Source organism: Parabacteroides leei (genome assembly GCF_023369805.1).
GTDB lineage: Bacteria > Bacteroidota > Bacteroidia > Bacteroidales > Tannerellaceae > Parabacteroides > Parabacteroides leei.
This window is the reverse complement of the sequence record NZ_JAMBQG010000026.1, coordinates 41,269-56,288: the sequence shown is the minus strand read 5'-3', so window position 1 is coordinate 56,288 and position 15,020 is coordinate 41,269. Positions and strand designations below refer to the sequence as shown.

Annotated in this window: 10 protein-coding genes; 5 read left to right on the top strand and 5 right to left on the bottom strand. The window is 44.4% G+C overall.

Translation table 11 applies throughout. The features are described from left to right. Positions 1–544: 544 nt before the first annotated feature. Positions 545–994, bottom strand: coding sequence for a helix-turn-helix domain-containing protein (locus tag M1P97_RS24020; protein ID WP_249390415.1), 450 nt, complete (start codon positions 992–994; stop codon positions 545–547). 629 nt (positions 995–1,623) lie between these two features. Here M1P97_RS24020 and M1P97_RS24015 point away from each other — a divergent pair. The 5 genes from M1P97_RS24015 (at position 1,624) to M1P97_RS23995 (ending at position 7,334) form a co-directional block, all read left to right on the top strand. Then, complete coding sequence (locus M1P97_RS24015; protein ID WP_249390414.1) at positions 1,624–2,439, top strand: DUF6261 family protein; 816 nt, start codon at positions 1,624–1,626, stop codon at positions 2,437–2,439. Positions 2,440–2,645: 206 nt separating this feature from the next. Then, positions 2,646–4,022, top strand: coding sequence for a glycoside hydrolase family 27 protein (locus M1P97_RS24010; RefSeq protein ID WP_249390413.1), 1,377 nt, complete (start codon positions 2,646–2,648; stop codon positions 4,020–4,022). A gap of 27 nt (positions 4,023–4,049) precedes the next feature. Then, on the top strand, positions 4,050–5,588 hold the full coding sequence (locus tag M1P97_RS24005; protein WP_249390412.1) for an alpha-N-arabinofuranosidase: 1,539 nt from the start codon (positions 4,050–4,052) through the stop codon (positions 5,586–5,588). A gap of 123 nt (positions 5,589–5,711) precedes the next feature. Next, on the top strand, positions 5,712–6,623 hold the full coding sequence (locus M1P97_RS24000) for a glycosyltransferase family protein (protein WP_195372055.1): 912 nt from the start codon (positions 5,712–5,714) through the stop codon (positions 6,621–6,623). 114 nt (positions 6,624–6,737) lie between these two features. Next, positions 6,738–7,334: an RNA polymerase sigma-70 factor gene (locus M1P97_RS23995; RefSeq protein ID WP_195372054.1), complete on the top strand. Its 597-nt coding sequence runs from the start codon at positions 6,738–6,740 to the stop codon at positions 7,332–7,334. Between the two features lie 3 nt (positions 7,335–7,337). Here the strand turns inward: M1P97_RS23995 and M1P97_RS23990 are convergent, their stop codons facing one another. The 4 genes from M1P97_RS23990 to M1P97_RS23975 form a co-directional block, all read right to left on the bottom strand. After that, a complete protein-coding gene (locus tag M1P97_RS23990; RefSeq protein WP_249390411.1) occupies positions 7,338–8,678 on the bottom strand; it encodes a sulfatase family protein in 1,341 nt (446 codons plus the stop codon). A gap of 30 nt (positions 8,679–8,708) precedes the next feature. Then, positions 8,709–9,611, bottom strand: a complete 903-nt coding sequence (locus M1P97_RS23985; protein WP_249390410.1) for an alkaline phosphatase — start codon at positions 9,609–9,611, stop codon at positions 8,709–8,711. A 79-nt stretch (positions 9,612–9,690) separates the two neighbouring features. Then, complete coding sequence (locus M1P97_RS23980; protein ID WP_249390409.1) at positions 9,691–11,511, bottom strand: RagB/SusD family nutrient uptake outer membrane protein; 1,821 nt, start codon at positions 11,509–11,511, stop codon at positions 9,691–9,693. Between the two features lie 36 nt (positions 11,512–11,547). After that, on the bottom strand, positions 11,548–15,009 hold the full coding sequence (locus M1P97_RS23975; RefSeq protein ID WP_249390408.1) for a TonB-dependent receptor: 3,462 nt from the start codon (positions 15,007–15,009) through the stop codon (positions 11,548–11,550). Between the last annotated feature and the right edge of the window lie 11 nt (positions 15,010–15,020).

Below are 15,020 nucleotides of genomic sequence, written 5' to 3'. Positions count from 1 at the left end.
AATCTATAACAATCTGGCTGATTTTGTTTCTGCCCTTACCCTATATTAATATTTCAGTTATTGACAGATTTGAATGTTACTTTTCTCTTGAAAGAAAAGTAACCAAAAGTTCAAGGCTGCACCGGCTTCGCTGCTACGGTGAAAGACTCCGCTGTCGTCTGCGAACTCGCTTCGCTCAAACAGCGCAGCCTCCCTAACGCTTCGTCTTTCCCCTTCGCGGACGCTCACCCGCCGAAGGCCTTTTAGAGAACGCCAAGCGTTCTTTTGGGATGGCCGATACCGACACCTTTATAATACAACAGAAGTTTTCGACTTTAACAGACGGTATCGGCAATCCAAAGAGGAAGCAAAGCTTCCTAGGAAAGGCCTCAGCTGGCGAGCGTTAAACGCAGCAGCCGGAGAGAGCGGCCGGAGCATCCGCTGTTTGAGCGAAGCGAGTTCGGAGGCGACAGCGAACGTAGGATGCGAAGTAGCGAGGCAGGTGCAGCCTTGATCTTTTGACTACTTTTGGATCAAGCCAAAAGTAGGTTCAATTACTTCTATATTATCCTTGCTTTTCCTTCAACAACTGTTCCAGCAAGGCTGATTTCTCTTTTTCGAGGGCTACCATGCGCTCGTAAAGTTCAGTCGTTTGCTTGTTTAATTCTATGATTTTTTCGAAAGGATGGATAGTGTTCTCTATTTTCTCATTATATCCAACTGTTCCATTATTAGAACTTCCACTTTCGAATATTGTATTCTCAACCACCACCGACAGCGGGTTCTCCTCCAGTTCCTGAATAATTTTAGGAGATACATTAAATATATTAGCTATTTTCAGCAACGTATCCTCTTCGATCACCCGGCGACTTTCCAGACGGGAAACGGCCGATTGGTCTATTCCCAACTTTTCAGCAAAAGCACTCTGCTTGATACCTAATATCTGGCGTAATTTCCGGACATTCGCACCCTCGTTTACATTTTTGCTTCTTTTCAGTTCTGCATCTTTTTCCATACCTTATTTATTTTATTGAAGACAAATATAAGGACAAACAATTAAGTATCTGTCCAGGACAGAAAGAAAACTGCATAAAATATGCAATGCGCCGCATATTTTATGAGCAAATGTTTTTTTCAGAGAACAGAAAATCACCGACCTTTGTAAAACCAAAGCCTAAACATGATTTTAGAACCCAAAAACACATCTCCTACTAATTTTTGAAAGGGGAAATAGAGATCGATGATAGGTACATCAGATTTCATATGCTTTAAGTAGGGCATATTAATTTGTTGAAAACTGCCCGGTTCGCGAGGATAGAGCAGTTTATTTTTTGAAATTCAGGACGAGACGCTAGGTAAAACACTTTTAAAAGACTACATTTGGCCTATCAGAACTCTCTGATAGCTCTGTTTTGATGATTTGATGTTTTCAGAAGGTTCTGAAAACGTTTTTTTCTTCAAAAAATGAATTCAGAACCTTCTGATTTTATATTTCTGTCAATTTAGTTGTTTCAGAGTATTCTGATTTTGTTTTTTGATTGAAAAAGTACTTTCAGAGCTTTCTGAAAATATTTTTTTCACGACAGGGTACTTTCAGAACTATCTGATCGATTTTTTTAGTATAAACCTTATAAAAAAAATGCCATGAAGGAAATTGTTACTACCAACTTGAACAACGCCCGCAACGCCGAGCATTTCCAGTTCCACGCCAACGTCCTCACCTTCGCCACCCCCGCCCTGGCCACCGAGTTGAAGATCGAAAGCCTCCAGAAAACCTATGCAGACCTTTTCAAACGCGAAGACGACCTCTATCTACAGGCCCGCGCTTACGAAGAAACACAGGCCATGAACGAAAAAGACCGCGAACGCGACGATCTTTACATCTACATCAAACAAATGGTCGCCGCCATGCTCTACAGCCCGGTGCCGGAAAAAAAGACCGCAGCGCAAAAGATCGAGTTCGAGATGAGACCTTACAAAGATGCAGCCTCGAAACCGGCAGCCGAAAACACGGCGCAAGTGACCAACTGCCTCCAGGTACTGGAAAGTGAAGCCAACCAGGCGTATATCACCGCCCTGGGCCTTACCGACGTGCTTCCCCTATTGAAACAAGCGAATAATGAGTTCAATGAATTGTATGTGAACCGTTCCGACGTCAAACTCGGACGTGTCAGCAACGACAGCCTGAAAGCCGTCCGCTCGCAGGTGGACGATGCCTACCGCGCAATCGTGAAGGCTGTCAATGCCCTCTGGCTGGTGAACGAAACGATTACCCACGATGCCGCCCAGGCAACGAAGCTGGCCGGCCTGATCGACAACGTCAACGCATTGATCGTGCAGTTCTCCGAAACCCTCTCACGCCGCAAAGCCGGAACGAAACCCGATATCCCCGTCGATCCGACTCCCAAACCCGATCCCACACCGGAACCCGATCCCGACGATCGCCCGGTGATCGAATAAAATAATAAAAGGCCGACTCATCACTGTTTCATTACAGAAATTTTTGAGCCGGCCTTTTTTTGTCGGTTTCAAGGAATATTTGTATAAAAAACAATAATTCGTAGGGTTTTGGCTCAAAATACGCCCTTTTTGACGAATTAGTGGTACTGCGAAACAAAAAATATAACGTATTTTTGACACATAATAAAAAATCACAACAGTATATCATGAAAAAACAGTTATTATTATGGGTCGCAGCGACCGTTCTATGCAGCTCTTGCGCACAGAAAAAAGAAACAAGTCAGCCCGAACCGTTCAAAGCCGGCGAATTTAAAGAATGGGCACAAACTCCTCCTATGGGTTGGAACAGTTGGGATTGTTATGGCCCGACAGTGGAAGAACACGAAGTGAAGGCGAATGCCGACTATATGGCCGACAAGCTGAAAGAATACGGCTGGGAATATATAGTAGTAGATATCCGCTGGTTCGTGGAAAACGACAAGGCAGGCGGTTACAATCAGACCGATCCCCGTTATGTATTGGATGAATACGGACGTTACCAGCCGGCCGTAAACCGTTTCCCATCCGCTAAAGATGGAAAAGGTTTCAAGGAATTGGCAGATTACGTACATGGCAAAGGTTTGAAATTCGGTATACATATTATGCGCGGCATTCCGAAAGTGGCCGTCGAAAAGAAACTGCCGATAAAAGGTGCCGACGGGATCACTGCCGATCAGATCTATTCGCCGGAACTGCAATGCGAATGGCTGAGAGATAACTACACGGTCGTTGCCGATAAGCCGGGTGCACAGGAATATTATAATTCCATCTTCGAACTTTATGCATCCTGGGGAGTGGACTTTATCAAGATAGACGATCTGTCGCGCCCCTACCACCTCGGCGAAATCGAGTTAATACGAAACGCCATCGACCATTGCGGACGGCCGATCGTATTGAGCACTTCCCCAGGCGAAACTCCGATTACCAACGCAGACCACGTACGCAGCCATGCGAATATGTGGCGTATGGTAGACGATGTTTGGGATACCTGGCCTCATATCACCCACCTGTTCGATGTAGCCCGGAAATGGTATCCGTATATTGCCCCGGGTACTTGGCCTGATTGCGATATGATCCCGCTCGGACGTATCTCTATCCGCGGAGAACGGGGGGAAGACCGTATGACCCGCCTGACCCACGACGAACAATATACTTTAATGAACCTGTTCTGTATCTTCCGTTCCCCGTTGATGTTCGGTGGCGACCTGCCCAGCAACGACGAGTTTACCCTTTCCTTGTTGACAAATAAAGAAGTGCTCAGAATGCACCGAGAAGGGACGGATGTACGCCAGCTTTTCCAGCAGGACGGGAAAGCAGCTATCACTTCCGGAAACGAAAAAACCGGTGAAGTGTACCTGGCATTGTTCAACCTCAACGATGAAGGTATATCCGTTATCGACATACCTCTTAAAGACCTGGGTATCGAAAATTGCCGCGTAACGGAAATGTGGAGCGATAAAGAGGTCGATCAAAAAGGAGACAAGATCAGTTGCAGCCTTCAGCCACATGCATCCGTATTATACAAATTAACTCCCGAAAAATAGACGAATACTAATCTCAAAAAAAATATCATGAAAAAGTTAATCATTAGTGCCCTTGCTTTTCTGGCACTCCCCCTGTTCGCCCAGAAAGATGCCAGTATCCGTGTATATCCCCAACAGGGTACACAACAGATCAGTAAACATATCTACGGCCAGTTTGCCGAACACCTCGGAACTTGTATCTATGGTGGCCTCTGGGTCGGTCCGGAGTCGGATATCCCCAATACACAAGGTTACCGCAACGACGTATTGCAGGCATTAAAAGAATTGCATATTCCCAACTTGCGCTGGCCGGGTGGATGTTTTGCCGACGAATACCACTGGATGGACGGCATCGGCCCTAAAGAAAACCGCCCTAAGATGGTAAACAACAACTGGGGAGGAACAATCGAAGACAACAGTTTCGGTACCCACGAATTCCTGAACCTCTGTGAACTATTGGGTTGTGAGCCTTATGTCAGTGCCAATGTAGGAAGCGGAACTGTGGAGGAAATGGCTAAATGGATCGAATATATGACCTCGGAAGGCGACAGCCCAATGGCACGCCTGCGTCGGCAAAATGGCCGCGATAAGGCATGGAACGTAAAGTTTATCGGTGTCGGCAACGAGAGTTGGGGTTGCGGAGGTAGTATGCGTCCGGAATATTATGCTGACCTCTACCGCCGCTACTCGACTTATTGCCGTAATTACGATGGCAACCGTTTATTCAAGATCGCCAGCGGTGCCAGCGATTACGATTACAACTGGACGGAGACTCTGATGAAAAACGTAGGTGGTCGCATGGATGGACTTTCCTTGCACTATTACACTGTGACCGGATGGAGTGGTAGCAAAGGATCCGCTACCGACTTCAACAAAGATGATTATTACTGGACGATGGGCAAATGCCTCGAAATAGAAGATGTTATCAAAAAACACATCACCATCATGGACAAATACGATCCGAAAAAGAACGTAGCCCTGATGCTCGACGAATGGGGTACCTGGTGGGACGAAGAACCGGGAACTATCAATGGTCACCTTTACCAGCAAAACACAATGCGGGATGCTTTCGTTGCCGCCCTCTCCCTAAATGTATTCCATAAATACACCGACCGTCTGAAAATGACCAATATCGCCCAGATCGTAAATGTACTTCAGTCCATGATCCTGACCAACGGTCCGAAAATGATGCTGACTCCGACGTACCATGTCTTCGAAATGTATAAAGTGCATCAGGATGCCACATTCCTTCCGATGGACCTGATCTGCGACAAGGCCCTGGTACGTGACAACCGGGAAGTTCCGATGCTGAGTGCTTCCGCCTCCAGGGACAAAAGCGGAGTGATCCACATCACATTGGCAAACGTAGATACAGACAACACACAAAACATCACCCTCGACCTGCAAGGACAAAAAATAACCGGTGTGAACGGCCGTATCCTCACCTCACCTTCCATCAACGACCACAACACTTTTGAAAAGCCCGATCTCGTAAAACCGGTAGCTTTCAACGGTGCAAAAGTGGAAAAAGGTCAGCTGAAGATCAGTATGCCAGCCAAATCGATTGTGGTTCTGGAAGTGAAATAATCGAGATTCTGTTTCTGCCTGATAAGATGAAATTAATTCCAAATGTGAATTGTCAATTATCAATAGTTTTCTACCTTTGCCAGCAGAATGAAAAATACACTATCTAATTAAAATAAAAGAATTATGAAACCTACATTATTTCTACTGGCTGCCGGTATGGGTAGCCGCTACGGAGGTTTGAAACAGTTGGACGGACTGGGTCCTAACGGGGAAACAATCATGGATTATTCAATCTACGATGCTATTCAAGCCGGTTTCGGAAAGCTCGTCTTTGTTATCCGTAAAGATTTTGAACAAGATTTTCGTGATAAGATCATTTCTAAATATGAAGGTCATATTCCTTGCGAATTAGTATTCCAGGCTATCGATAATCTTCCCGAAGGATTTACCTGCCCGGCAGAACGCACAAAACCATGGGGTACGAACCATGCCGTTATGATGGGTGCCGACGTGATCAAGGAACCGTTCGCCGTAATCAACTGTGACGACTTCTATGGCCGCGATTCTTTCCAGGTAATGGGCAAATTCCTTTCAGCACTGCCTGACGGTTCTGAAAACACGTATGCAATGGTCGGTTTCCGCGTAGGAAATACGTTGAGCGAAAGCGGTACCGTATCCCGTGGTATTTGCAGCACAAACGAAAACGAGTTGTTGACTTCCGTTGTCGAACGCACCAAGATCCAGCGTCTGGACGGTGAAGTTAAATACATCGGCGACGACGGCGAATGGGTGGCTACTCCCGACACAACTCCGGTAAGTATGAACTTCTGGGGCTTCACACCCGACTATTTCGCTTACAGCAAAGATTTCTTCAAAGTGTTCCTGAGCGATCCGAAGAATATGGAAAATCTGAAAAGCGAATTTTTCATTCCTTTGATGGTCGATAAGCTGATCAGCACCGATACGGCTACTGTAAAAGTATTGGATACGAACAGCAAATGGTTCGGCGTTACTTATCCGGAAGACCGTCAGGAAGTTGTCGATAAGATCCAGGCATTGGTCGATGCAGGTGAATATCCTGAAAAACTGTTTTAACAAAAAACAATCATACCAATTCCCGGTGGAGCTGTTATTTCCAGTTATTCTACCGGGAATTTCTTTTTCTCATCAAAAATCTGTAATATTGTTCCAAACTATGTAATCGTACACATGAGGATCAAAGAAAAAACAGACACGGAATTAGCTATCTTACTCACCCGAAATAATGAAGCGGCTTTCAGTGAGCTATATGTGCGCTATAAAGACAAACTGTATTACTTCTGCCTCCATTTACTCAAATCAAAAGAAGAAGCCAGCGATATCGTTCAGGAAATATTTATCCGTATCTGGGAATCACGTAACTTCATCAACCCGGACCTCTCTTTTTCATCGTTCCTCTATACAATGGCACGCAACAGGATACTTAATTATTTCCGGGATATCGATATCGATGAAAAGGTAAAAGAAATACTTGCCACACAAAAAGTTACGGAGGAAGAAGCGATCGATTCCAAAATAATCTACACTGAATATCAGGTGATCCTTCAGAATGCAATCAGCCAGCTTCCCCCGCAACGCCGGAAGATATTCAACATGAGCCGCATCGAAAGTATGTCTCATAAGGAAATTGCCGCCGAATTAGGTATTTCGGTCAATACCGTACAGGAGCATATTTCAGAGGCGCTCAAATTTATAAAAGCCTATTTCAGCAAACATGCGGATATGTCCATAAGCCTGTTGCTGGCAGCTTTTATCTTGTATAAATAATACTTAGTTATTACTGAAAAAGTCGCCGGTTGTTTTAACTTCTTCCAGCTTTTCTTCTATCAGGGCCGTCAATTCCTTTACTATATCCGGATATTTGGTAACCAGATTATATTTCTCCGAAGGATCGGCATTTATGTTAAACAATAAAGGCAATTCGCCCTTAAAATAATCCAGTCCCAACTGGCTGTATGTTTTCACATGCAACTTCCATTTGCCTTTCCGTACCGCCATCAACTGATGGTCGATACCAAAATAGAAGAATGGCGTTTCCGGTTTCGGAGCTACACCTTCGTATCCCAGGTAAGAGGCTACATTCTTTCCGTCGATGACCCGGTCTGTCGGAATTTTTGCACCGCCCATCCATACGGAAGTTGCAAAAACATCCATGGAAGTAATGACCTCTTCATTGACCTGGCCGTTGAGATGGCCCGCCCAGCTAACGAAACATGGTACACGGACACCACCTTCCCAAGTACTGCCTTTACCATCGCGGAAGATACCGGCCGATCCGCCTTCCTCGTTCCGGGGCAGCCAGGGCCCGTTATCGCTCATAAACCAAACGATCGTATTCTTATCAAGACCTTCTTTCCTGAGAGCAGACAAAATCTCCCCTACTCCCCAGTCGATCTCTTCCACCGCATCGCCGTAAGTACCCCTCTTGGATTTACCGATAAAGGCTTTTCCGGGATATAACGGAACATGAGGCATTGCATAAGGGACATAGACAAAGAAGTTTTCTTTCTTATGCTTTTTAATGAACGATATCGCTTTTTCCGTGTAAAGCGCCGTCAGTTCCGACTGGTCGGGATTCATTTTGAGCGTATCATTTCCACACATCAAAGCTATATCCGGATATTTCGGGGGGATCATATCATTGCTGTACGGAAGACCTACATATTCATCAAAGCCGTTCTGCAAAGGCAAATATTCCTTCTTCGTACTTCCCAGATGCCATTTACCATAGATAGCCGTAGCATATCCCTGCTCTTTCAGCAATTCGGCCATCGTCAGTTCCCGAGGATGAATGCCTTTTTCAGCATCCGGGCTCAATACCCACCGGAAACCGGCACGCACCGGATAACGTCCGGTTAACAAAGAATAACGACTTGCTGTTGAAGCCGGGGATGCACTGTAATAGTTCGTAAAGCGCATACCGTCCAGAGCCATCCGGTCCAGATTAGGAGTCTTTATATCCGGATGCCCCATCACACCTATATCCCCATACCCCATATCGTCACAGTAAATAATAACGATATTCGGGCGGGTAGTCTTGTTTTCTTTAGCTACCGTCTGGCACAAAGGTACCGGCAGCAATGCTAAAGCTATTTTTATATGATTATTCATTTTTCTTTTCTTACCTGTATCTTTTCCTTATTACTTAAATACCTGTAACATCGGACGACCGATCCATACCTGCGGCTGTTTCAGATTGAAGATATGAGCGATAGTGGCCGCCGTGTCAAACTGCATCATGCTTTCAGAAAATTCATAGCCTTTCTTGATTCCTTTTCCGGAAATAATGAAAGCGGTTTCCATTTCCTGCATCGTCTTACCACCATGTCCTTTATTGATTCCCCCGTGGTCGGAAGTAACAATAAAGATCGTATCATCCAACATACCGGCATTTTTTACAGCTTCTACGATCCGAGCGATATAACCATCCAATACTTTCAGCATATTATAATATTCCGGAGTGTCGTGTCCGTCCGCATGCCCGATATGATCCGGGTTATCAAAAATGACCGCACACAGGTTCGGCTTAGCCGATTGGATATAATCGACAGCATAACGAACCGTAGCATCAGGTTCTTTTGAAGCCTCGGCCACATGCTTGTCGTAATTCAGAGCCAGGGTATCCACTACATAACGGATCCCTTTCCATTCGCAGACACAACCGATCTCAGCCTTCGGTTCCGATTCGCGCAACAGGCCAAATACAGTCGGGAAAATACCGTCTTTACCCAATACCCGCGAAGGAAGTTCCGGTGTTCTCGACCCCCATTCCGTATACCCGTGTAATTCAGGACCTGCCCCCATAAACATGGAAGCCCAGTTCACTGCACTGGAAGATGGCAGTACACTTCTTTTCTTCAACGTATAGGAACCATCCGCCATCAGTTTCTTAACCGTAGGCATTTCCGCTTTCTCCACGCTATAGGCTCCCCAGCCGTCGAGGCCGATCAATATGACATGTTTAGCCTTCCATTTGGCTGCAAACGATATATTGGCAAATAAAAAAATAAAAGCAACGATATATAAATATTTTCTAGTGTTCATATTTTATGTATTAAATAATAAAGGTTGTTTCTACGACAACACAGTCCGGAAACAACCTTTAAGAGAGTATCGATACTAATTATTCGGCAGTTTCCCAACCCGGGTTTTGTTTTAACTTAGGATTCAACGCTATTTCCTGAGTAGGAATCGGTTCCAGATAATATTTTTCCAGCCATCCCGACGGTTTTGCGAACAGGATGGAATATCCCTCATCAGCCCCATTGAGAATATTGAGCTTACCACCATAGTCACTGCTCTTCACCCATGCGCCTAATGGTTGTTTATTCACATATTCCCCTTTCTTCCAACGTTTCAGGTCGCGGAAACGGAAACCGTCACCCATCAGTTCTATACGACGCTCACGACGGATCTCCCACAAAACAGGATCTACGCTCTGGTCTCTGTTCAAATCGAAAGAAGCATCTATTTCCGACACATTCATAGACGGAATAACCGCACGAACACGAAGTTTATTGATAGTGGCATCAGCTACGGACTGAGAAAATTCGCCTAATTCAAATTTAGCTTCAGCATAATTCAGCATCACTTCTTCTATACCGAATAAGAGATAATCGACAGTAGAAGAACGTAACGCCATATTATCGACATGACGGTTATAATATTTCCAGAAATAGAACCCTAAATGGGTTACAAGGAATCCCTGTCCGTTCGGGTAGTTACGGAAGTGCGGAAAACCGGAAACCTGATACCCGACGAAGTTAGATACCGGTAAACTCTTGCCTGTTGCCGAACCGCCTATTTCTTCCATATAATCAATATATTCACGGTCACTGGCCACTCCTGTATGCTCCCAACCGAATGACGTACCGGCAGCACCGGTCAAGTTTACTTTATAAGGAGGAACTACCGTCCAATATAAACGGCGGTCACGGTGACGGAACTGAGCATTCAGATCCTTATCGCCTTCATACACCTTACTGGTAGAAACCGGACGTCCGTCTGAACACAGATAACTGTCCACAGCATCTTTTGTCAGATCGACATACCATGCCGAAGAGCGGATCACGCGTGTGATACTATGCGTTACCATATCCGTTTCATATTGTTTAGCCAGGATCACACCTGCTTTTCCGACCAATTCTTCCGAGTTGTAAAGGTCATCATAATTAGGCATGATAGAAGGATAAGCATTCATCAACTTTTCTGATGCATTAGCACAAGCTTTCAAATACGTTTCGCTATCATTCAATCCGTGGTATTTACGCCAGGTACCTTCAAACAATCCGAAACGTGAAATCAGGGCTCTGACCACATGAACATTGATTGTATTTGTTCCTGTACCATCCTCTTTGATATGTTCTTCCGCCCATTGCAGCTCTTCCAGAATATGTTTGGCGACTTCGTCTCTCGGAGTCCGTTCGCAGTAAAGTTCTTCCGTATCCGTATCATCCAACACTTTGTCAATCCAGGGCACATCGCCATAAGCCGCCATCATATCAAAATAACGTAAAGCTCTGAAAAAGTAACCGACACTTCTCCAGTGGTCTTTATCGACATCACTCATGGAAGAACCATCGATATTCTGCAACATTATATTTACACGACGGATATACGTAAAGCTCCAGGAATCGCTGGTTGCCGGTAATTTCTTTAACTGATATGCATAATCGGACTCTCCTCCTGAATTGGCATAAATTATATTATCCGTATCATACTCACTCGATATATTGGCAGGCGTATAACCGCCATCCGTTGGAAATCCGTTGAAATATTCATACAATCCCCAGGCATACGTTTTGAAGTTATCATTCGTTTTAAATGCAGTCGCCTCAGTCTGCTGGTCCAAGGGGATTTTATCCAAAAAATCACTTGAACATCCCGTCAATCCCAAACCGGTTAAAGCTATGACCGGTAATACGATATATTTTTTCAAATTCATATTCTTTCTTTTTAATAGTTTCATAATAATACAGAATTACAAGCTTACGCTGAAGCCAAAAGCATACGAACTCATGAACGGATAACCCAGTCCGTTCGCTTTACTTTCGACTGCCGGGTCGAGACCTTTAGGCATATGATCGAACGTAAACGGATTTTCTGCAGAAACATACACTCTCAGGTTACTGATACCAATTTTAGAAATTACACTCTGAGGGATTGTATATCCCAGTGTCAGGTTCTTCACCCGCAGATAAGCTCCGTTAGTCAGGTACTTTGTCTGGGCACGAACATTCGCAGCATAGTTCGTATTTCTCATACCTGTTTCATACAAACGAGGGAAGAAAGCCCCGGTATTTTCAGGAGTCCAGTAATCCAATTGATGTTCATAGATCGTACCGAATTCATAATAATACGGGAAGATCAAATCGTTTGTCAGCCACTTGTCACATTTTCCGACTCCCTGTAAAAGGAAGGAGAAGCTGAAGTTATTCCATGACAAACCACCGTTTATGCCATATTGGAAACGTAATGAATTATTCCCGATAATCTTACGGTCGCCCGGATCATAAATCGTTTCATTTCCTGAATTGATGATACCATTGCCATCCAAATCCTTGAACATCATATCACCCGGATTCGGTTTCACACCTTCCACATGAGGAATACCGTCTTTCAGGGTACCATTTTTCAGATTCGCATCCAAAGTTCCTTCTACAAAATCATCGACCGTATACAACCTATCTGTTACATATCCCCATATTTCACCTATCTGCTGTCCTTCCACATACGTTTTATTATCAGAAGTACGAATCACACCGGCTACATTATTTTTAAACTTCGTGATATAGGCTTTGTAATCATACAGGTTGAAACCGATATTATAATGTACTTTACCGATCTGGTCACGCCATGCCAATTCCAGTTCGAAACCGGTAGATTTCAAATCGGCTACATTCTGTAAAGGAGCTGTTGCACCCAAAGTCGCTGGCAATTGCGATCCGCTGGTCAACATATCCTTCGTATCGCGACGGAAAAGATCGAAGTTGGCGGAAAGACGATTCTTCAAGGCACTGATATCGAAACCGAGGTTTAAGGTACGAACCGTTTCCCAGGTGAAATTTCCACTCACCAGACCCGGCTGCTTCAGAGTAATCGGCTGTGTATTATTGTCCAGCCAAGTAGATTTTGCGGACTCCATACTCGGAACAAACTGGTAAGGATCGATATTCTGATTACCAACCGTACCGATTGATCCTCTTATCTTAAATTCAGGAATATAATCGCGTAACGGTTCCATGAAACTTTCTTCCATCACTCTCCACCCCACAGACAAAGACGGGAAGAATCCCCAACGGCTACCCGACGGGAATTTGGAAGAAGCATCATAACGTCCGTTCAGCTCAAGCAGGTAACGGTTTGCGTAGTCATAATTCAAACGTCCGAAAAATCCCATCACCGTATATTCGGTAAACTTATCATACGCTTTCTGTACACCCACAGACTGGGAAATCGAAGGCATATCGTCATTGATCATATTTGAAGTTTCAGCTTTCAGATAATCATAATGATTGGATTCCTGGTTGTATCCTAATAATAAAGAAAAATTATTATCGGCAAAACTTTTAGCGTATGAGCCGTAAATGTTCAAAGCCGTATAATTTGTAACAGCACGTTGGCGGCTATACGTTGAATAATCTGAAGTGTATTCATCCGAAAACTTATCGGCATTGGCAAAACGGATACGTTTTGAATACTTTGTCTCGGTTTCATTCAGGTTATCATATGTAAACTCTGCATTCAGAACCATGTCTTTGATCGGCGTTGCTATCAACTTGGCAAAAACACGCGTATCAGAGATCGCATTCGTGTTCTGACCGCCCAGACGAGTCAGGTTACCTGCCGTACCGGAATATAGATCTTCGTCATTGATCGTGATCATTCCTGTCGGGTTGTAAGACGGAGCCCACACCGCCTTGGAATAGTTGGCACCGCTAGGCATGCCTTTATCCGATTTATAGAAACTAAGATCCAACTGTCCTGTCAGCCAGTTCGTTATTTTCGAACTGATAAAACCTTTCGCATTATAACGTTTATAGCTATCCATATCGGTTGTCATGATACCATCGGAACCCGTATATCCCAAAGAAATACGGTATGAAGAACGTTCGGTACCCCCGCTCACAGAGAAATCATGTTTCTGCTGGAAACCTGTTTCCGACAAGAAATCCTTCATTATATCCGTTTGTGCCAACTGATAACGCATGCCACCTATATCTGCATATCCATCCGGATAAGCAGACGGATTAGAACCGTATTCATGAAGCAGATCCAGCCATGTATCCACAGTCTGACCGGAATAATATGTTATATAACCCATATCCGAATAGGCCTGAACGGTCTGGAGCGGATTCGCTTTTACCGGCAAATTCGTCGGCTTTGAAAAAGAAAAATTATTACTGTATGTCAGTTGTACCTTCTGTTCTTTCTGGACCCCTTTGGTTGTAATCAGGATAACACCAAAAGCAGAACGAGCTCCGTAGATAGAGGCAGATGCCGCATCCTTCAGGACTGTAACCGACTCGATATCATTCGGATTGAGTAAGTTCAACGAACCGGAAAACGGCACATTATCGACAAGAATAAGGGGGTCGCCGTCATTTATACTCGTTGTACCGCGAATATTAAAATCCAGACCGCCACCAGGCTCACCGCTACCGGAAGTAACCTGCAAACCCGGAACTGCTCCCTGCAACAAAGCACCTGTAGTCGGAACCGGGCGGTCTCCCATCACCTCATCCATTTTAACGCTACTTACGGAACCGGTCAGGTTGGCTTTTTTCTGTTTCGCAAAACCGACAACTACGACTTCATCCAGGGCCTGTGTATCCTCAATCAACGCAACTTCCACACTCTGTTGTCCTTTTCCTATCGGCATTTCTTTTGTCAGATAACCGATGTATGAAACGACCAAAGTTCCTTTCTCCGGTACTTCCAGAGAAAAATTACCATCCATATCCGTCACGGTACCACTGGTAGTTCCTTTTACAAACACGTTAGCACCAATAATAGGCTCGCCATGATTATCACGGATAGTACCGGTTATTTTTTTGACATTTTGTTCAACAGCCGGAAAAGAAGCTTTAACTTGTCCCCGACTGACCGATATCGTATTATTGATCTTTTTAAAAGACAATCCCGTTTGGCGGGATAATTCATTCAGAATAGTATCTATCGAACCTTCTTTAATTTGTACACTTACATTTTTCAAGCCTTTTAAAACGGATTCGTCATAAAAGAAATTAAAGCCGGTAATTTTACTTAATTGTTCAAAAGCGTCGCTGACCGACGTCTGTTTCACCACATAAGTGATATCGTTTTCTTTAAGACTTTGCCCTAAAGCTCCTTCCGCACAAAGTAACTGCGACGACAGAGCGATAGCACAAACTGTTAACGAAGTTCGCATAAGAGTCTTGTTATAGATTAGATTATAATTCATACATTTGTAAT